This window comes from Natronomonas sp. CBA1123, from assembly GCF_009741925.1.
Lineage (GTDB): Archaea > Halobacteriota > Halobacteria > Halobacteriales > Haloarculaceae > Natronomonas.
In genome coordinates this window covers 18817-39379 of sequence record NZ_WPCC01000027.1, presented here as the reverse complement: position 1 = coordinate 39379, position 20563 = coordinate 18817, and the positions used below count along the sequence as shown (strand labels likewise).

Here is a 20563-nt window from a genome sequence, read left to right as displayed (position 1 = left end):
GAAGCCAGTCGTCAGTTCTCGTAGCGCTCGCCGGCCGGAATCACCACTTCCAACCAGTTCTCCTCGGGCGGCAGCGGGCACTCGTAGGCGTCGCTGTAGGCACAGAACGGGCTGTACGCGAGGTTGAAATCAAGCGGCACCGTCGCGCCGTCTTCGAGTGTACCCTCCGCGTGCAGTTCCATGTACCGCCCGGCCGGGTACGTCTGCTGGCCGGTCGTCTTGTCGCGGAAGGGGACGAACAGCGACCCGCCCTCGTGGTCGACGCGCTGGTAGGCGACGAGGGTGTGTTCGTCGACATCGCCGCTGGCGTCGGGCACCTCGAAGTGGAGGCGAGCGGCGCGTTCGTACAGTTGCTCGCCCTCGGCGGTCGTCTCCATCGCCACCGTCTCGTCGCTGTCGACCAACTCAACCGTCGCTTCGACGCGGTAGGCGGGGTCGGGGTCGAAGTACGCGAGGCCGTCGAAGTTCTCGCGCTTCTCGGGCGGGAGCGGCGACTGCCGCGAAGTGGCGAACTGCTCGTCCTTTTCGGCGCGGTAGGACTGTAACTCCTCGCGCCACGCCTCGGTGTCGAACTCCATACCCGAATCTCGGGGGTCGGACGGATAAGCCGCCCGGCACCGGGACGCTACCGTCGCTACCCGCCGCTGGCGAAGCGGTCCAGCAGTCGGACCCGGAGGCCGTTGGCGAGAAGCGCCGCAAGCGCCCCCTCGACGGCGTGAATCGGCACCGCGAGGACGAACAGCGCAATCGCGCGGAAGCCGTACTGGGCGGCGAACACCGAATCGAAGCCGAAGCCGAGCCGCCACGAGGCGTACGACCCGTAGGCGAACAGCACCACACAGGCCGCCGCGCCGCCGAGGGCGCCCGCCAACAGCCCGTTGGACATCGCGTTGCCGTAGCGGTCGGTCAGCCCGCCGGCGACGAGACCCGCCAGCAGGCCGCCGAGATACACCTCCCGACGGATTTCCAGCCGAAGCAACCCCGGCAGGAGGACGGCCAACAGCGCGGCGGCTCCGAGGAGCGTCGGCCGCCAGTTCACGTCGAAGGAGGGTCGAAGCGAGCGTTCGCGGGCCATCGGACCGAGTTGGTTCCCGACGGCAAATAAACCCACGGCCGGGCCGTTCGACACGTCTTTAGGCGAAGACGCGTCACTCCCGGTGTGTCCCACGACGCCGAGGAGTCGAGCGGGAGCGACGACGGAAGCGGCGCGTCTGTCGGGAGGGGCAACGGCGCCGACGGCCCCGACTGGCGGCCCATCTTCGGCCACGACGAACCCTACGACGACCAAGTCGACGGCATCGAGACGGCCGTCGAGACGGCCCGCGAGGGCGGATTTCTCGCTTTGGAGGGTGCCTGCGGCACCGGCAAGACGATGCTTGCGTTGACCGCCGGCATCCACCTCGTCCGCGACCCCGACTCGACGTACGAACGCGTCTTCGTCCTCACGAGCGTCAAACAGCAACTCCGGCAGTTCGAGGAGGACCTCCGAACCATCAACGGAAACCTGCCGGACGACTGGCACCCGATTTCGGCCATGACGCTCGTCGGGAAAGCGGACGTGTGTCCGTACAACATCGAAGGAGCCGGCGGCATCGACGAGACGAACGTCTACGAGCGCTGTGAGGGCCTCCGGGAGCGCACTCGTGGACTGACCGACGAGACGACCGCCGACTCGCTGGCGGCACAGGCACGCAGCCAGCAGGTCGGCTTGGGCGATTCCGGAAGCAGCGCGTCGTATCTGGAGGCGGCCGGCGAACCGACGCCGTATCCCCGGGAGATGCCCGAGGCCGGCGACAGCGGCGTCGAGTACTGCCCCTTCTACGCACAGTACCTCGCGGACCTGCCCGAAGAGGGCGACCCGGTCGAAGCAGTCCCCTTCGACCCCACCGAGTTGGGCCTCATCGAGAGCGAGGACCTCGTGGAGTTGTCGGCCGGGCACGGCGCCTGCCCGCATTCGGTGATGGGCGCGCTGTTGCCCCACGTCGAGGTTCTGGTAGGCAACTACTACCACGCCTTCGACCCGACGACCGTCGAGTCGTTCACCGGCGCGTTGATAGACGACGAGACGTTCGTCGTCTGCGACGAGGCGCACATGCTCGAACCCCGAGTCCGGGATTTGGTCGGCGACGGCGTCTCCGGGCGCTCGCTCCGGAGCGCCGAGAGCGAACTGTCGCGGGTCATCGAGCCACTGGCGGCGATGGAGGAAGCCGGCGGCGGCACCGAGACCCGCTACGGCGGCGAGGCCAAACAGGAGGCCGCCACGGTCCGAGACGAACTGAACGAGACCGACGTGACGCTGGGGGAGTTACGCGACACCAAGCGGTTTTTCGTCGCGCTCCAAGAGGAACTCGACCAACGAGTCACCGACCACCTCGACGCCGAGCGACCCGACTGGCAGCGGAACCTCCCCGAGCTACGCGACGACGAGATACCGCTCAGAGACCCCGAACAGCCCGGCACGGACGAGTTGACGCGGTGGGCCGAACGCAACGGCTTCGACGCGAAAGTGTGGACTCGCGCCGAGTCGGTGTGTGCCGTCGCCGGCCACATCCTCGACACGGTCGAAGAGGAGGACAAACGCCGTGCTGCACCCCCGGTCGGACGGACGCTGGGGACGTGGTACCGGGCCGACCACACCGACTTCTTCCGGGAAATCGAACTCGAACGGACGTGGGACGACACCCACCCCGCCGAGTCGTGGCGCCGGGCCTACACCGCCCGCTTTTCGCTGCACAACTGCCTCCCATCGGGCGCCATCGGCGAGCAACTCGGCGAGTTCGGCGGCGGCATCCTGATGAGTGCGACGCTGGAGCCGCTGGAGGCCTTCGCCGAGGTGACCGGCCTCCGACATCTCGAAGAGGAGGAGGACCGACCCGTCGTCGAGCGAACGTACGGACTGGAGTTCCCCGAGGAGAACCGGGGGTCCTACGCCGTCGCCGCGCCGAAATTCACCTACTCGAACCGCGGCGACCCCGACGAAGAGACCGACACCCGACGCGCCCATGCCCGGGCGATTCGACAGGTCGCCGACTCGCCGGGGAACGTCCTCGTCGGGATGCCGTCATACCGGGAGGCCGAGTGGGCCGCCTCCATCCTCTCGGACCACGACAAGGAGGTGCTCGTCGACGAGGCGACCGACGACGTGGCGACCGAGCAACTGAAACGCGAGTTCTTCGAGGGCGACCCGAAGGTGCTCGTGACGAGTCTCCGCGGAACGCTGACCGAGGGCGTCGACTACCGCGGCGACCGCCTGTCGGCGGCCATCGTCTGTGGCGTCCCCATCATCAACACGGCGAGTCCCCGAACCCGGGCGGTCCGGACGGCCTACGACCGCGCCTTCGGGGACGGGTTCAAATACGCCCTGGCGGTGCCGGCCGTCCGGAAGGCCAGACAGGCCGTCGGCCGCGTCATCCGCGGCCCAGAGGAACGCGGCGTCCGGGTGTTCTGTGACGAACGTTACGCGCGCGATTCCTGGGACAGCGTCCGCGAGTTGCTCGGCGAAGCCGACCGCGAGGAGTTCGGCGCCGTCAGCACCGATATGTTCGATTTCGCATTAGAACGGTTCTGGTCGACTTGATTACAACACCCACGCGTCTTCGGGGTCGAACCCGACGGTCAGTTCGTCGGCCTCGGGCGGGGTATCGAGCGCCACGACGACCCGCGTCCCCTCCCAGTCGAGGTGGACCCGGGTCGTCTCGCCGAGGAACTCGCTGTCGACCACGTCGCCGGTGAGTCGGTTCGTCCCCGAATCGACCTCGAAGGCCGCGGGTCGGACACAGAACGTCAGACGTTCGTCGGACGCGTTCTCCACCCGAGGCAGGACGAAATCGCACCCCTGCACCCGAACGGTCAACCCCTCCGTTTCACCTGCAGTTGTCGAGTTACCACGGGTCGTGCCAACGACCTGCGCGTCGAAGACGTTGTTCTCGCCGAGGAACTCCGCGACGAACCGTGAGGCCGGTCGGCGGTACAGCTCCTGTGGCCGGCCGACCTGTTCGACGTGGCCCTCGGAGAGCACCGCCACGCGGTCGGAGACGGCGAGCGCCTCGGCCTGGTCGTGGGTGACGTAGACGGTCGTGACCCCGAGTTCCTGTTGAATCTCGCGGACGTCCCGGCGGAGCCGCTCCCGGAGGCGGGCGTCGAGTGCGCTCATCGGCTCGTCGAGCAACAGGAGTTCGGGACCGGGCGCCAGCGCCCGCGCCAATGCGACGCGCTGCTGTTGGCCGCCGGAGAGTTCCGTCGGGTCGCGGTCCTCGAAGCCCTCCAATCCGACCAGCTCCAGCAGGTCGGCGATTCGCGCGTCGGTCGTGACGCCGCCCGGCGGGTCGGCGAATCGGAGTCCGTAGCCGACGTTCTCGGCGACGGTCATGTGTGGAAACAGCGCGTAGCTCTGGAACACCAAGCCGACGCCGCGGGCCTCCGGCGGCACGCCAGCCATCGACTCGCCGTCGAAGCGAACCGTCCCCTCCGTCGGCTCCTCGAAGCCCCCGAGCAGTCGCAGGGTCGTCGTCTTCCCACACCCGGAGGGGCCGACCAGCGTGAAGAACTCGCCGTCGGCGACCGACAGCGACACGTCCGCCAGCGCCGTCGTCGGGCCGTACCGTTTGCTCACACCATCGAGGTCGACCCTCACCGTCGCCACCTCGTCGCGCCGCCATCCCGTGCCATCACTCGATTCCTCCGTACGCCCCGAGACGTTCGATGACCACGAAACTGACGCTCGTGACGACCAGGAGTACCGACCCCATCGCGGTGGCGGGACCGAGCGTCCTGTCGGAGAGATACCGCTGGACGGCGACGGGCATCGTGTAGGCGTCGCCGCCCTCGACGAGGACGACCGTGGAGTTGAACTCGCCGATGGAGATGGCGAAGGCGAAGGCAGCTCCGGCGGCGACGGCGGGCGTGACGAGCGGGAGTTCGATATCGAGGAGCGCTCGGGTCCGCGAGGCACCGAGCGCGCGGGCCGATTCGACCAATCTGTCGTCCATCGACGAGAGTGCGGGCGTGACCGTCCGGACGACGAAGGGGTAGGCGCCGACGGCGTGGGCGGCGACGATGGCGACGGCGCCGGTGACCTGCAGTTGGAGACCGAACACCTCGACGCCGAAGACGACCGTCTGGAGCAATCCGAGGCCGACGACGACGCCGGAGACGGCGAACGGGAGCATCGCGAGCGTCCCGACGACGCGGGCGGAGAGGGTGTCACGAGCGGTCGCCAGCGCGACGACAACGCCCATCGGCACCGCGAGGACGAGCGTCCCGACGGCGAAGGCCAGCGAGTTCCGGATGGCCACGTCCGGTTGGGTGCCGACGACGGCGTCCCGACGGTCGAGCAGGAACTCGTAGTACTGCAGGGTGAACGCCCCATTTGCGTCGAGGACACTCGCCAGCAGCATCGAGACGATGGGACCGACGAAGACGATTGCAATCACGATTCCGTAGCCAGCGACCGCGAGGCGTTCGAGGTCGACGCGGGCGAACAGCCGTTGGCGGGACTTGGCGGCGACTCCGCGGGTGGCGGCTTGGGCGCGCTCGTAGTGGAGGTACGCGTAGGTCAGCCCGAGTGTGATGGCGGCTTCGAGGACGGCCAACGCCGCGGCCTCCTCCAGTTGGAGCCGGGAGATACGGTCGTAGAGGAACACCTCGACGGTCGCCAACTGGAACCCACCCAGCGCCAGCACGATTGGGAACGACATGAACGTGAAGATGAACACGAGCAGGGTGCTCGTGAGGACGGCGGGAGCGAGTTGCGGGACGACCACGTCGAGGAACGCCCGGCGTGGCGATGCGCCGAGGCTCCGGGCCGTCTCGACCATCCGGGTGTCGACGCCCTCCCACGCCGCCGCGACGACCCGGACGACCAGCGGCGCGTTGTAGAAGGCGTGGGCCAGCAGGATGATTTCCAGCGTGAACATGAGTTCGACCGTCGGGAGGCCGACCGCCGAAAGCGCCCGATTCAGCGGGCCGTTGATGCCGAACATCGCCGCGAACCCGGCGGCGACCATGATTGATGGGAGAACGAAGGGGACGAGCGTCAGCGACCGAACCGTCCGGCGGCCGGGGAACTCGTAGTTGGCGAGGACGTACGCCCCCGGCAGGCCGATTGCGAGACTCAGGAGCGTCGAGAGGACGGCCTGATACGCCGTGAAGCCGAACCGGCCGAAACTCGCCTCGCCGGCGAGCACCGCACGGAGGAGTTCCAGCGGCGACTCGCCAGCGAACACACCGGCGAGGTCCCCGAAGTACAGCGAGTCGGTGAGAACCACCCGAATCGGTTCGAGCGAGAGGCGGCCGTCGGCGAACACCGCCTCGACGAGGACGCTCCCGACCGGGTAGTACAGCATGACGACCAACAGCGCGGCCGTCACGAGACCGGCGACGAGAAACGGGGTGTCGACGCGCCGGCGGGAGCGAGCCATCTACTCGACGATTTGGCGGGCCCACTCGTCGACCCAGCCGTCGAGGTTGCCGGCGAGTTCGTCGTAGCCGAACGTGACCGGTTCCGGCGGAACGTGGGCGAGGCTGGCGAACTCATCGTCGAGTTCGGCGTCGTCGACCGCCGGGAACTGGACGTTTTTCTCGGCGATGACGCCCTGTACCTCCGGTTGGAGCATGAACTCTATGAAGTCGGTCGCGGCGTCGGCATCCGGCGCGTCGGCGAATCGGGCCATCCCCTCGGGTTGGGCATATCCCTGGTCGTTGAGGAAACCGACCTGATGCCGTGGCGTGTCGCCGTTGTACACCTGGTCGGTCGAGTAGGAGACGACCATGTCTGCGGCCTCGTTCGTGTAGGCGTTGTAGGCGTCGCTCCAGGACCCGAGGATGCGAACCTCGTTGTCCTCCAGTTGCTGCCAGTAGTCGAGGTAGCCGTCCGCGCCGAACTCGTGGACCGTCCACAGGAGGAAGGCGAGGCCGGGGTCGGACTCCTGGGCGTTCTGGGTGATGAGTTCCCCACGATTTGCCTCGTCGGTGAGGTCCTCAAACGTCGTCGGTTCGACCTCGCGTTCGTCGTAGACGAGGCTGATGTAGCCGGTGTCGTAGGGAATCGCACGGTCGTCGGGGTCGAACCGGAGTTCGTCGATGACGCGGTCGGAGCGTTCGAGGTCGCCGGCGATGGAATCGAACAGTTGCTCGTCGAGTTCATCGTCGATGCGGATGAGTTCGTCGACGTTGAGGCCGACGAAGAGGTCGGCGTCGATGTCGGCGCCCTCCTGTTTCCGACGGATGTACTGGTTGATGCCGGAACTCGGGACGGTGAACTCGATTTCGGCGTCGTGGTCGGCCTCGAAGTTCTCCTTGAGCCACGGGCCGATGGATTCCTCGCTGTCGACGAAGGACTCGTAGGTGGCGACGGTGACGACGCCGTCGCCCTCGTTGCCGCCCGTGTAGCCGACACAGCCGGCCGTCGCGGCGACGGCGGTTCCCGCACCCGCGATGAACGTGCGTCGTCTCATTACCCAGTGGTATCTCTCCGTGTACTTAAGCAGCGCGTTCGACAGGCGGGCCGTCGGCGGGAAACGGTTTTGGCCTCCCCCACGCAATCAGGTCTGTGTCAACGCTTCGTCGCCGCCGATACGTCCTCGCGGCGCTGTTCGTCGCCGTCGCACTCCTGACCGCGGCGATACTCTGGGAGGTCGTCGAAGTCGTCTTCTTCGCCATCACCGTCGCCTACGTCCTCTACCCCGTTCGCCAACGCCTCGTCGACCGCGGTACCTCCCGCCGAATCGCGAGCGCCCTCGTGACGACGCTGGCGTTCGTCGTCGTCGTCGTCCTCTTTTCGCCCATCGTCTGGACCCTGTTCCGGCAGCGGGACGCGATACTCCAACTGTTCCGGAACCTCCCGGAGGAAATTACCGTCGAGGCCTTCGGTTTCGTCGTGACCCAGGAGACGGCCGAACTGGTCGCCACCGCGACCGAAATCGTCCGCGACATCGCCAGTACGCTGGCCTTCTCCTCTATCTTCCTGCTGCTCGAACTCGGGATGTTCACCATCCTGCTGTACGGACTCCTGTTGCGGCCGAACGCCGTTGGCCGGGCCGCCTTCGAAATTACCCCTCCACAGTACCACGACGTGCTCCGTGCGCTGAACAGCCGGATTTCGGGGACCCTGTACGCGCTGTACGTCATCCAAGCCGCGACCGCCGTCGTCACGTTCCCCATCGCGCTCGTCGTGTTCTACATCCTCGGCTACAGCGACGTGGTCGTGCTGTCGGTCATCTCCGCCATCCTCCAGTTCATCCCCATCGTCGGCCCCGGGGTGTTGGCGGTCGGCCTCGCCGGCTACGACTTCGTCATCGGGATGCCGGACCGGGCGGTCGGAATCATCGTTCTCGGACCGTTGCTCATCGGTCTCCTTCCCGACCTGCTCGTCCGCCCACGGTTGGCTTCGAGTCAGGCACACCTCCCCGCCAGTCTCTACTTCGTCGGCTTCACCGGCGGCGTCCTCACCGTCGGCGTCATCGGCATCATCGCCGGGCCGCTGGCCGTCGCCGTCCTCGTGGAAGTGGTCGACCTCCTGAGCGATGGCGGAGCACCCGCCGAGGACGATTAGGTCTCTATCTCCCGTTCCATCTCCCGAAGCGCCTCGATGCGCTTTTCGGTCGGCGGGTGCGTCCGGGCGATTTTCCCGATGAACCCCTTGCTGATGGGAATGATGAAGAACGCGTTCATTTCGGCCTGCTCGCGGAGGTCCTCCTCGGGGATGCGGTCCATCCGGCCGGAGATGGTCATCAGCGCCGAGGCCAGCGCCGAGGGCTTGCCCGTGATGGCGACCGCGCCGCGGTCGGCGGAGTACTCGCGGTAGCGACTGAGCGCCCGGATGAGCAGGAACGAAATCACCCACACGACCAAGGAGACGAGGATGGCGACGATGACGGGCGCCCCGTTGCGGTTCCGCCCGCCGAACAGCCATCCCCACCGGACGATGAGGAAGGCGATAGTCGAGAGGAACGACGCGATGGTCATCACTGCCACGTCGCGGTTCTTGATGTGGGCGAGTTCGTGGGCGATGACGCCCTCGAGTTCGTCGTCGTCGAGCGCCTCCAGTAGCCCGGTCGTCACGCAGACGACGCCGTGAGATGGCGAGCGGCCGGTCGCGAAGGCGTTCGGCGTCCGGTTGTCGGCGACCGCTACGTCGGGTTTGGGGAGGTCGGCCTGCTGGGAGAGGCGGCCGACCTGTGCGTGGAGCTGCGGGTACTCCTCCTCACTGACCGTTCGGGCCCCCATCGAGCGGAGCGCGAGTTTGTCGCTGAAAAAGTACTGTGCCAACGAGAACGCTCCGAGCAGAATCGCCGGAATCAGCAGGTTCCCGAAGTACAGCGTCAACACGCCGACGAAGACGAGATAGAGGGCGAACAGCAGGAACATGGTGAACCCCATCCGAACGCGGAGCCCCCAGTCGGTTTGCCACTGCATACGTCCACTTTGGCTCCCGAAGGCTAAAAGTCCGCGCGTCGGCGATGCCGTCGGGCCGCAGTGTCACCTGGACTCAGTACACGGAGGCGTTGCCGTCCTTCCGCGGTTCGGTCGCCGCCGACAGCGTTCCGTCCTCGTTGCGGACGACCTGTGCGCCGCCGAACATGAGTGGCGGGAGGACTTCGAGGTCGTGTCCACGGCGGAGCAGACCGTTCTGGACCGCAGTCGACATCCGGGCCTCGACGGCCAGGCGGCCGTCCTCTCGGTAGCGCCATCGAGGGGTGTCGAGTGCCTCCTGTAGCGTCTTGTCGTCGTCTACCATTCCGACGAGCGTCTGGAGGTGCCCCTGCGGTTGCATGAACCCGCCCATGACGCCGAAGGCCGACCAGTCGTCGTCGCCGCGCTTCAGCAACCCCGGAATGAGCGTGTGGAACGGCTTCTTCTCCGGTTCCAGTCGGTTCGGATGGTCGTCGTCGAGGGAAAAGGAGGCCCCGCGGTTCTGGAGAGCGATGCCGGTGTCGCCGGCGACGAGACCGCTCCCGAACCCGGCGAAGCGGGAGTTGATGTAGGAGACGACGTTGCCCTCGCTGTCGCCGACACACAACAGGACGGTGTCGGCGTCCTCGGCGTTGGAGTCGGGGACGCCGAAGGAGACGTCCGAGGCCTCCTCGCCGACGTTCGCGGCGCGTTTCTCCGCCCACGATTTCGATTCCAGCGGCGGAATCTCCTCGAAGTCGGGGTCGGTGATGTAGCGGTGGCCGTCGTGGAAGGCCAACTTCATCGCCTCGGCGAGGTAGTGAATCCGCGCCGCCGAGTCGGCGGGGTGTTCGCGGGCCCCCAACTCCTCGGCGATGTTGAGCGCCTCCAGCGCGATGAGCCCCTGATTGTTCGGCGGCAGTTCGTACACCTCCGCGTCGCCGTAGGTCGTCGAGACGGGGTCGGGGGACTCGACCTCGAAATCGGCGAGGTCGTCGACAGTCATGAAGCCGCCTTCGCGTTGGACCTCCTCGGCGATGGCCTCGGCGATGTACCCCTCGTACACCACGTCGGCGCCCTCTTCGGCGATGGCCCGCATCGACTCGCCGAGTTGTTCGAGTCGGACCGTCTCGCCCGGATTCGGCGCGCGCTCACCGTCGACGAGGAACGCCTCCCGTGCGTGGTCGGACTCGAACAGTTCCTCGCCGTGTTCCCACGCGCTGGCGATGACCTCGGTGACAGGGTACCCCTCGGTGGCGTACTCGATGGCCGGTTCCAGCGCATCCGCGAGCGTGAGGCGGCCGAATCCCTCGACTGTGGCCTCCCAGCCGCGAGCGGTGCCGGGGACCGTCACGGCGTGGGCGCCGGTTTCGGGCATCGTCGCTTCTTCTGGGGCGACCCCCTGTTCGTCGGCGACGGCCTCACGGACGTTCTCGCGGGTCGCATCCGCTGGGGCGCCGCCGCAGGCACGCATCGCACCGACCTCGCCGTCGGCGCTTCGGTACAGCATGAACACGTCGCCACCCAGCCCCGTCGAAGTGGGTTCGGTGACGTTCAGCGCTGCGGCGGTGGCGACGGCGGCGTCGAAGGCGTTACCACCGTCCTGTAGCGTCCGGAGGCCGGCCTCCGCTGCCAGCGGTTGGCTCGTCGCGACGGCGCCGTTCGGCCCGTACATCGTCGAGCGCCGGGAGCCGAACTCGTCGACTGTTGGATTGTCCATACTGGGGGTGTGAGTGGCGGGAATATAGATTCGGTGTCTCCCCGTCGCTGACCGAACGCGCCGAAACCCACGGTATTTAGACGGTGAGGCTCCTGAGATACCCACAAGGAGTCCGAACGCGTTCGCGGGCTACCGATGGAACCATCACAATGGAATCAAACACACCGGTTTCGAACGTCGTTCTCGTGACGGTGGATTCGCTGCGGGCCGACGCCATCGCCCCGTACGACGACGAACGACACACGCCGGTTCTGGACTCGCTGGCCGACCGCGGAACGGTGTTCGAGAACGCCTTCGCGACCGGCAACTGGACGCCGTTTTCGTTCCCGTCGATACTGTCGTCCAGACCAGTCTTCGCCGATACGGGTGACATCGGCGTCGAGTCGGCGAACTCCCTCGCGACAGTGCTCTCGGAGGCTGGCGTCTCTACCGCCGGCTTCAACGCCGCGAACGGCTTTCTCACGGAGCACTGGAACTACGATTCCGGATTCGACGAGTTCGATGCCTTCGTCGCCGACATCGGCAGCAGCATCTACAGCCAGTATTTAGCGAGTCACCCGACGGTGGAGGCGTGGCTCCAACTGGCAACATCGCCGTTCCGCCGGGCCGCCTCCTGGCTCCGCGGCGGCAGCGACGACAAACCCTTCCTCAACACCTCTCGGATGGCCGACGTCGAGGGGGCCGCCGAGTCGTTCATCGAGGAGACGGAGTCGCCGTTCTTCCTGTGGGTCCACTACATGGACACCCACACGCCCTACGTCCCTGCACCGCGGTACATCCGGGAGGTCTCCGGCGACACCGTCGGCACCCACCGGATGTTGCTCGCCCACGCACAGACGGGGCTCGGACGCGAGGTCAGCGACCGAACCCTCGAGAGCCTCCGAATGCTGTATCAGGGTGCGACCCGGCAGGTCGACGCCAGCATCGGCCGCCTGCTGGAGGCCCTCGACGCCGCTGGCGTCGGCGAGGAGACGGCGTTCGTCGTCGCCGGCGACCACGGCGAGGAGTTTCAGGAACACGGCCACCTCGCCCACTACCCGAAACTGTACGACGAGTTGATTCGGGTGCCGCTGCTCGTCGACGTGCCGGGAGCGGAACCACGGCGCGTCGAACGGCAGGTCTCTCTCGATTCGATTCCGCCGACGATTGCGGACCTCCTCGGCGCCGAGGCCCCCCCGGCGTGGGCCGGCGACACGCTCGTCCCGACCGTCACCTCGGGGGCCGACCCCGCCGACGACCCGGTCGTCTCCGTGACCGTCCGCGGCGAGGACGTGACCGACCAGCCGATTCCCCGCGCGCTCGACGACGGCGACCTCCTCGTGAGCGTCCGGGACGAGGAGTGGACCTACATCGAGAACGTCGAGTCGGGCGGGACCGAACTGTATCATAGGCCATCGGACCCGACCCAGCAAGACGACCTCTCGGCGGAACCGACCGAGGACCAGCAATCCGTCATCGAGCTGTTCGAGCCGATTGCGTCCGCCCACGCCGCGACGCTTCGGGGCACAGAGGCCGAACGACCGGAGGAGGTCGACGAGGACCTCCAGACACGGTTGGAGGCGCTCGGTTACCGCTAGATGGTACGGCAATTCCTCCGAAACCTCGTCGGCGGGCCGGCGGCGGCGCAACTCCAGCGGTTCGTCGCCGTCGGGACGACCGCTGCCGGCCTCCAGATGCTGTTGTTGTGGCTGTTCGTCGACTACGTCGGGTGGAACTATCTGGTGGGAGCGACGGTCGCCATCGAGACCACCATCATCTTCCAGTACGTTCTGAACAACGCCTGGACGTTTCAGGCGAACCGAAACACCGGTCTCTCGGCGTACCTGTACGGCCTGCTGAAGACGAACCTCGTCCGCGGGTCGGCGATACCCATCCAACTCGGCGTCCTGTTCGCGCTGGTCGAGTGGGTGTCGGTGCAGTACCTGCTCGCGAACGCCGTCGCCATCGGCATCAGCGGCATCTACCGCTACGTTCTCGACACGAAGTGGACGTGGGGCGGCGACGTACTCTGAAGGACGCGGACACACCGGGGCGATAACTCAAGCCGGCGTTTGAGTCATCACAAAACCCACCCCGTCCTCTACCGGACAGTCGTGTATGGACCCAACGCCGAATCGACGCGCCTTGCTCGTCGCCTCGGGAGCGACCGTGGCGGCACTCGCCGGCTGTACCGACACCCTTCCCGGGAACAGCACCCGCGAACTGCCGGACGGCTGTCCGACGAGTCAGGACCTCGACGTGGAGTGGCCACGCGAACTCGACAGCGAGGCGGCCGCGTCGTTCCTCGAGAGCTACGAACACGTCTACTATCGCGACGAGGTCGTCGAGTACGAACCCGAATCCCGGGTCGACTCCTACGGGTTGTCCGTCGCCGTTTCGGACGACCCCCACCTCCGTCGACGGGGGGTACGAGGCCACGCTCTCCGGGAGTGGCGGGGTCTACCGGCCGACGCTCAACGTGGGGGCGACGGTGGCCGACGCCCCCGACGAAGCCGACCTCGTTCCCATCGGGGAGGTCGACGACGAGACCCTCCGTGAGGTGCTTCTGGAGGCCGCCGAGGAGGGTGAGGCGGAGGCCCACATCGAACCGCCGGGCGAGGAGGTCGACCGCTACATCGAGTTGGTCGCGTCGCTGTCGTCGGATTTCGAGGCGCCATCCGCACCCGGAGAGTCGGGGACGGCGTACTTCGATGTCGACGGCACGACGGTCGAACTCACCCTCCACGCGAACAGATTCCACGGGGACTACTGGTGGACGGCCCGCTACTACGTCGACGAGAACGTCGTCTGGCGCGTCGAAGTCACAGGCGAGGAGTCACCCGACCCGAGAGCCGACGGAAAACTGCTGGAGTGTCGCGAAGACGCGTGAACGGCACGTCCGCGTGCCGCGCCGCTTAAACGCCTCCGCCGATTACGACCGCCAATGAGTTCCGGTCCCCGCTCCGGTGAGTTCTGCCCGCGCTGTGGCGACGCCGTCGAGCGGCCGTCAGAGGCCGACCTTCCGGGCGGACCGAAAGACCCCGATTCCGTACTGTGTGACGACTGCTACTTCGAGGACTTCGAGTTGGTCGACGCCCCCGACCGAATCGAGGTCCGGGTGTGTAGCCAGTGTGGCGCCCTCCACCGCGGGAAGCGCTGGGTCGACGTGGGCGCCCGCGACTACACCGACATCGCCGTCGAGGAGACGGCCGAACAGCTGTCGGTCCACGTCGACGCCGAAGAGGTCGACTGGGGCGTCGAACCCGAGCAAATCGACCAGAACACCATCCGGATGCACTGTCTGTTCACCGGCCGTATCCGTGAGACGCCGCTCTCGGAGGAAGTGACCGTCCCGGTCTACATCTCCCGGGAGACCTGCGACCGCTGTGGTCGCATCGCCGGCGATTACTACGCCGCCATCGTCCAGGTTCGGGGTACCGACCGCAACCCGACGCCCGAGGAGAACGACCGTGCGAAGGAAATCGCCGAGGAGTACATCGCCGAACGGGAGGCGACGGGCGACCGCAACGCGTTCATCACCGAGACCAAAGAGACGAAAGACGGCCTGAACATGAAAATCTCCACCAACCAGATGGGCCAGGGTATCGCCCACCGCATCGTCCGGGAATTGGGCGGGTCGGTGTCGGATGCGCCGACGCTCGTCACCGAGGACGGCGACGGCAACGAGGTGTACCGCGTCACCTTCGTCGCGCGTCTGCCGCCGTATACGCCCGGCGACGTCATCGACCTCGACGACGGCGACGGCCCCGTCGTCGTCACCAGCGCCCACGGGAACCTCAAGGGCAAGCGGGTGGAGACCGGCGAGCGCTACGAGGCCGACTTCGAGGAGGGCATCGCCCCCCGACGCCCGGAAACTCGGGACCCGAGCGGACGCCGAACGGACGACCGTCGTCGCAATCGAAGACGAGCGTGCGGTGCAGGTGCTGGACCCCGAAACCTTCGAATCGAAGACCGTCCCACGGCCCGACTACATGGACCCCGACGCCGACGAGGTGCCGGTGTTGAAACACCGTGAGGGACTGCATGTCCTGCCCGACGGCGACGAGGAATGACCGCCGGCGACGACGGCAGCGACCTCGCCGCAGTCGTCGAGAAGTCGCGAACGCAGACGGCCATCGACGCGCTCCGCGAGGAGGGCGTTTACGACTCCGGTCGGAGCGTCGAACCCTACGGCGAGAGCCACATCGCCGTTCCCGTCATCAAACCGCCTCAGTCGACGGCTGTCACCGACGTTCGCTCCGTCGAGTTGCCGCGTCGGGAGCGCGGCCTCGACAACCTACTGGCCGACCGCGGCTTCTCGGCGGCTGAAATCGACGCGGCACCCGGGTCGTGGGCCGTCATCGGTAGCGTCGTCCTCGCCGATTTCGGCGACGTGTCTGCCGAGGGGTCGCTTCCCGCAGACCGGCGCGAGGCGGTCGGCGAGGCGCTGCTCGACCTCCACGGCGAGGCCGATACGGTGCTGGCCCGCGGTGGCATCGACGGCACGCGCCGGGACCCCACCGCCGAGGTCGTCGCCGGAACCGGCGACACCGAAACCGTCCACGTCGAACACGGCACGAAGTACGCCGTGGACCTCTCGCGTGTCATGTTCTCGCCAGGGAACAAGGCCGAACGCGCCCGGATGGGCGAGGTCGTCGAGTCCGGCGAACGGGTCTTCGACATGTTCGCCGGTATCGGATACTTCGCGTTGCCGATGGCCCGCGGTGGCGCCGAGGTGACTGCCGCCGAAATCGACCCCGACTCCTACCGCCTGCTCGTCGAGAACGCGATGTTGAACGGGGTCTCCGAGCGATTTCGGGCCGTCTTGGGCGACTGCCGAGAGGTGGAGACGACCGCCGACCGGGTCGTGATGGGCTACTACGAGGCCGCAGAGTACCTCGATTCCGCACTCGACGCCCTCGTTTCGGGTGGAACGCTTCACCTCCACGAAGCGACGCCCGAAAAGCGGTTTCCGGAGCGGCCAATCGCGCGATTGGAGGCCGCCGCGGAGACCGACGGGCGGGCGGTCGAGATACTGGACACCCGCGTTGTGAAGAGCCACAGCGCCGGCGTCGTCCACGGCGTCGTCGACGCTCGTGTGGACTGACCGAGACGGGGGTGACCGCCGATGCTATGTGAGTTGGACCCGCACGAAGGAGTATGCACGTCGATTGCGGCACGCTTCTCGACGGCGACGGCCGCGTTCTGGAAGATGGACGGTTCACTGTCGAAGACGGGACCGTAACCGAGGCCGGCCCACTGGAGGACGTCGACCCGACCGGCGAACGACTGGATTTGACCGACAGCGTCGTCGTTCCGGGGTTCATCGACGCCCACGTCCACATGCAGGGGTTGCGGACGATGGAGCCGACCGACTGGGTGCTGGCGAGCGATGCGGTGTGTGCGGCCCGGGCGACCACTGACTGTCGGCGGTTGCTCGACGCCGGCTTCACCTCGGTTCGGGACCTCGGCAGTACGGTCGCGTTGGGGCTCAGGGAGGCCATCGAATCGGGCGACGTGGCGGGACCGCGCATCTACACCAGCGGGCGCTCGATTTCTCAAACCGGCGGCCACGGCGACGCCCACTTCCTCCCCTACGAGTGGGCCAGCGAGGACGGCCTCGGTATCGCGACGCTGGCCGACGGCGAAGACGAGTGCCGAAAGACCGCCAGACAGCGGCTTCGCGAGGGCGTCGACTGCCTGAAAATAATGACGACCGGCGGCGTCCTCTCGGAGAGGGACGCCCCCGACGAACGGCAGTTCACCGACGCCGAAATCCGGGCGTTCACCGAGGAGGCCGAGCGGGCGGGCCTGCAGGTCGCCAGCCACGCACAGGGAACCGAGGGCGTCGTCGCGGCACTGGAGAACGGCGTCGGCACCATCGAGCACGGCTTCTACCTCGACGAGGAAGCCATCAACCTCATGCTCGAGACCGACGCGACGTTCGTCCCGACACTCGCCATCATGTTCCGCATCGTCGAATCGGGTGCCGACCACGGCGTCCCCGAGTACGGACTGCGGAAGGCCCGGGAGGCCTTCGACGCCCACGTCGAGTCGGTCCGCCGCGCCCACGAGGCCGGCGTCCCCATCGCCACCGGGACGGACTTCATGGGACCCGACCTCGTTCCCCACGGCGAGAACGCCCTCGAACTCGAACTGCTCGTCGAGGAGGTCGGCCTCTCGCCGGTGGCGGCCATCGAATCGGCGACGCGCGTCGCCGGGCGGACGGTCCCCGACGACGTCGGAACGCTGACGCCGGGCGCTCGGGCGGACTTCCTCGCGTTGGGAAGCGACCCCCGCGACGGCATCGAGGCGGTTCGGGACGTGGAAGCGACGTTCCGGGCCGGGACTCGGGTCGACGCGACGGCGAGGGACTTATAGGACGGCGGGAGCAACGCCGGGTATGGACCGACAGAAAATCTTCGCGCTGTTCTTCGCGCTGCTGATGGTGACATCGATGGTCGCCTACGCGGCGAGTCTGTTCTAACCGTCGCCCCACACGTCCGACAGCGGGTGGTCGTCGATGGACCCCGAGCGTCGGGCGTTCGAGGTCGATTTCGATTTCGAGCGCGGTTGGGATGGGGTTGATTTCGACTCAGAGGCGTCGCCGACGGCCGACGGCGGGTCGAACGCCGGGAGCTCCGGACGAGTCATCCGGTCGACTTGCGCTTCGAACCACTCGGGCATATCGTGGCGGGCGCGCTCGAAGAGGTCGACGAGCGAGGCATCGGCGAGGTACGTCGCTCCGTAGTCGTCAGGCGCTCTGACGACCCGACCGCAGGCCTGAATCACCGTCCGCAGCGCCGTCCGGTAGTACCACCCCCACTGGCCGTCTTCGAGTCGCTGGGCGACCCGGGAGTCGTTCGTGTTCGGATACGGCGCCTTACACAGCACCTGCCACCGACAGAGGTCGCCGTTCAAATCCAGCGCCTCCTCCATCTTCACGGAGACGAACACGTCGGCGCCGGAGCTCCGTTTCCACCCCGACAGGGCGGCGTCGCGGTTCTCGCTGTCGTGGCCGCGAACCCGGTCTGCGACGCCGAAGTCGTCGAGTAACTCGTGGAGGCGGTCGGCGATATCGTAGGAGTGGGCGTGTATCAGCCCCTTCTCGTCGTCGTGTTTCGCCATGATTCGGACGATGCTCCGGGCGACCTTCGGGAGGGTCTCATCGCGGTGTTCGTAGGTCATCTTCCCCTGTGTCACGTCGTACAGCGGGCGGTTCTCGACGGGGAAGGTGTGGGGCACGTCGACCAGCGCGACCTTGTCGGGGTTCAGGCCCGCACTTCGGCAGAAGGCGTCCTTGTTGAGGATGGTCGCCGACAGCAGGGCGAACCGGTTGCCGCGGTCCCAGACGGTGTGGTGGAGATATCTCGCCGGGTCCAGCGGTTTGACGGTGATAGCGCGATTCTCGCTTTGGTCGGCCACCCACGTCGTCGGACTCTCGGGGTCACGGAGGTCCTCGAGGAACCAGCCCAAATCGCGAACCAGTTCCGCGAGTTGGTCCCGTTCTTCGGCCTCCGCCGGCGAGAGTTCGAGTTTCCCCCGGAGTTCCTCCTGTCGGCGCGAACAGACGCTCGTCAGTCGCTCGACGTAGTCCTCGACATCGGAGAGGCCGTCGATTTTCGGCGGTTCGCAGGCGTCCCACACCGGCACTTCGGCGGGCGAGAGGTCGATGGTGGCGTACATTTCCGCCCACTCGGCGAGGCCGTGGGCCTCGTCGACGACGACCACGTCGCGCTTGCCGAACACGTCGCTGCCGGCGGTTTGCATGAAGTATGCCAGCGTCATCGCCGCGATGTCGCGGTTCGATGCGATGGCGCGGTCAGAAAAGTACGGACACCGATGTTTGACGGGGCAGTCGAATCCCCGCTCGCGAGCGCAGGGAGCCTGATTGACCGGCGTCGAAGTCTCGCCGGGGAGGATGCAGTCGTAGTTGGACTTCCCGCGGATGACGCTCAGGTCTTCGAGCAGTTCGTCGCCGGCCACGTCGTCGAGTTGGGACACCTGCGGCGTGGTGTAGTAGGCGCCGGTGGCCTGGACGTGGTCGGCCTCGCCGGGGCGGCGGGCACACCCGGCGATAGCGCGGGCGAGAAGCGACTTGCCGCTACCGGTCGGCGCACGCACGAGGACGACATCGTTGCCGGCGGCGAAGGCGTCGCGGATGTCACTGAGGGCTTGCTCTTGGGCCCCGCGGAACGACGGCGCGGGGAACTCCTCGACGATTCGCGACGGGTCCACACCGAATCGAACGGTGGCACCGTCCTAAAGTCATCGCTTGGCCGTGCTGTCGCCCACCGACCGCGGATTTAGGTGGTTCGAAAATATAAGGAAAGATTATGTTAGAACCTCGCGCCGAACGACCCCACAGGTGGCTCCTGTCGGCCGTCCTCGGGCTCCTCGCCGTCCCAGGGGTGGCGGCCGCTCACGTGCGCTACGTGACGAACGCGGACGACGTCGGTGACGGACTCCAGTTCCTCGCCGCGTCGCTGACCGACCCGACGAACGCGGCAGTGCTCGGGGGCGGGGCCATCGCGACGCTTCTGGCCCTCCTCGTCTACCTCCGAGTGCGGCCGTTCCGCCGAGACGTGGCGGTGTTCAGGATAGCGATGGGCGACTACGACGATTTACTCCCGTGGCTCCTCCGACTCGGGTTCGGCCTCCCGCTCGTCGGCGCCGGGTTCGCCGGCTATCTGTTCAACCCGGTCGTAGAGCCGATGTTTCCGGGGACGAGGCTGTTCCAAATCGGCCTCGGCTTCGCTCTGCTGTTCGGACTGGCGACGCGGGTGGCCGCGCTCGTCGGTCTCGCGGCCTACCTCGTGACGCTGGCGCTCGAACCGCTCGCCGTGTACTCCCTCGAGTGGGTGCCGGGCTTTCTCGCCATCGCGCTCGTCGGCAGCGGCCGGCCGAGCGCCGACGAGACCCTCGGGACGGTCGCAACCGCCGAAGGCACTTTCTACGGACGAATCGACCCGATTCACGACGCCGCGGCGTGGCTCAACGACGCCATCGAACCGTACGAGCGGTTCGTCCCGACGGTCATCCGCGTCGGGATGGGCGTCACCTTCGCGTTCCTCGGCGTCTTCGAGAAACTGCTGGCCCCGGAGATGGCGCTGGCCGTCGTCGAGCAGTACAATCTCGTCGAACTCGTCCCGGTTCCGCCGGAGTTGTGGGTCCTCGGCGCCGGGTTCGCCGAGTTGGGGCTCGGCATCGCGATTGCGTTCGGGCTGTTCACCCGGATGTCGGCGTTGACCGCGCTGTCCGTCTTCACGCTCACGCTGTTCGGCATTCCCGACGACCCCGTCCTCGCACACATCGGTGCGTTCAGCCTCGCTTCGGCGCTACTCATCACCGGCGCCGGACCCTACGCGCTCGACAACTACATTGGCGCGGCGAAACCGTCACGTTCGGAGACGCCCGACACGACCGCCGCCACGGACTGACGGCCCTCCCGTCACCGAGGGCGGTTCGAGGTCC

General features: G+C 67.2%; 17 protein-coding genes and 1 pseudogene. 10 read left to right on the top strand and 8 right to left on the bottom strand.

Translation table 11 applies throughout. The features are described 5' to 3' along the window. Positions 1-11: 11 nt before the first annotated feature. Positions 12-578 carry a DUF1684 domain-containing protein gene (locus GJ631_RS12385; RefSeq protein ID WP_156709453.1) on the bottom strand — a complete coding sequence of 189 codons (567 nt, stop codon included), beginning with the start codon at positions 576-578 and terminating at the stop codon, positions 12-14. 56 nt (positions 579-634) lie between these two features. Then, positions 635-1075, bottom strand: coding sequence for a hypothetical protein (locus GJ631_RS12380; RefSeq protein WP_156709452.1), 441 nt, complete (start codon positions 1073-1075; stop codon positions 635-637). Between the two features lie 180 nt (positions 1076-1255). Between GJ631_RS12380 and GJ631_RS12375 the strand changes: the two genes are divergently transcribed. Next, a complete protein-coding gene (locus tag GJ631_RS12375; protein WP_370518660.1) occupies positions 1256-3577 on the top strand; it encodes an ATP-dependent DNA helicase in 2322 nt (773 codons plus the stop codon). On the opposite strand, the gene GJ631_RS18645 is transcribed toward GJ631_RS12375, so the two are convergent. From GJ631_RS18645 to GJ631_RS12360, 3 genes are read right to left on the bottom strand one after another with little or no spacing between them, the layout of a single operon-like run. After that, on the bottom strand, positions 3578-4633 hold the full coding sequence (locus GJ631_RS18645) for an ABC transporter ATP-binding protein (RefSeq protein WP_370518658.1): 1056 nt from the start codon (positions 4631-4633) through the stop codon (positions 3578-3580). 34 nt (positions 4634-4667) lie between these two features. Continuing rightward, positions 4668-6419: an iron ABC transporter permease gene (locus GJ631_RS12365; RefSeq protein ID WP_156709450.1), complete on the bottom strand. Its 1752-nt coding sequence runs from the start codon at positions 6417-6419 to the stop codon at positions 4668-4670. After that, positions 6420-7454 carry a thiamine ABC transporter substrate binding subunit gene (locus GJ631_RS12360; protein ID WP_156709449.1) on the bottom strand — a complete coding sequence of 345 codons (1035 nt, stop codon included), beginning with the start codon at positions 7452-7454 and terminating at the stop codon, positions 6420-6422. It abuts the gene before it with no gap. Between the two features lie 95 nt (positions 7455-7549). Between GJ631_RS12360 and GJ631_RS12355 the strand changes: the two genes are divergently transcribed. Then, positions 7550-8551, top strand: a complete 1002-nt coding sequence (locus GJ631_RS12355; protein WP_370518657.1) for an AI-2E family transporter — start codon at positions 7550-7552, stop codon at positions 8549-8551. Here GJ631_RS12355 and htpX read toward each other — a convergent pair. After that, positions 8548-9414 carry a zinc metalloprotease HtpX gene (htpX, locus tag GJ631_RS12350; RefSeq protein WP_156709448.1) on the bottom strand — a complete coding sequence of 289 codons (867 nt, stop codon included), beginning with the start codon at positions 9412-9414 and terminating at the stop codon, positions 8548-8550. The two genes, GJ631_RS12355 and htpX, sit on opposite strands and share 4 nt — an antisense overlap. A 73-nt stretch (positions 9415-9487) precedes the next feature. After that, the gene (locus GJ631_RS12345) at positions 9488-11110 is read right to left on the bottom strand and encodes a gamma-glutamyltransferase family protein (RefSeq protein ID WP_156709447.1); all 1623 of its coding nucleotides are present in this window, start codon (positions 11108-11110) and stop codon (positions 9488-9490) included. A gap of 149 nt (positions 11111-11259) precedes the next feature. On the opposite strand from GJ631_RS12345, the gene GJ631_RS12340 reads away from it, so the two are divergent. From GJ631_RS12340 to GJ631_RS12310, 7 genes and pseudogenes are all read left to right on the top strand, one after another. Further along, positions 11260-12687 carry a sulfatase gene (locus tag GJ631_RS12340; protein ID WP_156709446.1) on the top strand — a complete coding sequence of 476 codons (1428 nt, stop codon included), beginning with the start codon at positions 11260-11262 and terminating at the stop codon, positions 12685-12687. Then, entirely contained in the window at positions 12688-13122 is a 435-nt protein-coding gene (locus GJ631_RS12335; protein WP_156709445.1) for a GtrA family protein, read from the top strand. An 85-nt stretch (positions 13123-13207) separates the two neighbouring features. Then, positions 13208-13648, top strand: a complete 441-nt coding sequence (locus GJ631_RS12330; protein ID WP_156709444.1) for a hypothetical protein — start codon at positions 13208-13210, stop codon at positions 13646-13648. Further along, a complete protein-coding gene (locus tag GJ631_RS12325; protein ID WP_197425030.1) occupies positions 13581-13979 on the top strand; it encodes a hypothetical protein in 399 nt (132 codons plus the stop codon). The genes GJ631_RS12330 and GJ631_RS12325 overlap by 68 nt, the downstream gene beginning before the upstream one ends. Positions 13980-14033: 54 nt before the next feature. Beyond that, positions 14034-15162, top strand: a pseudogene (locus tag GJ631_RS12320) (60S ribosomal export protein NMD3). Then, positions 15159-16196 carry a class I SAM-dependent methyltransferase family protein gene (locus GJ631_RS12315; RefSeq protein ID WP_156709442.1) on the top strand — a complete coding sequence of 346 codons (1038 nt, stop codon included), beginning with the start codon at positions 15159-15161 and terminating at the stop codon, positions 16194-16196. The pseudogene GJ631_RS12320 and the gene GJ631_RS12315 overlap by 4 nt, the downstream one beginning before the upstream one ends. A 53-nt stretch (positions 16197-16249) precedes the next feature. Next, positions 16250-17470, top strand: a complete 1221-nt coding sequence (locus GJ631_RS12310) for an amidohydrolase family protein (protein WP_156709441.1) — start codon at positions 16250-16252, stop codon at positions 17468-17470. Between the two features lie 102 nt (positions 17471-17572). On the opposite strand, the gene GJ631_RS12305 is transcribed toward GJ631_RS12310, so the two are convergent. Beyond that, on the bottom strand, positions 17573-19327 hold the full coding sequence (locus GJ631_RS12305; protein ID WP_370518656.1) for a helicase C-terminal domain-containing protein: 1755 nt from the start codon (positions 19325-19327) through the stop codon (positions 17573-17575). Positions 19328-19425: 98 nt separating this feature from the next. Between GJ631_RS12305 and GJ631_RS12300 the strand changes: the two genes are divergently transcribed. Next, a complete protein-coding gene (locus GJ631_RS12300) occupies positions 19426-20529 on the top strand; it encodes a DoxX family protein (RefSeq protein WP_156709440.1) in 1104 nt (367 codons plus the stop codon). The last annotated feature ends 34 nt before the right edge of the window (positions 20530-20563 follow it).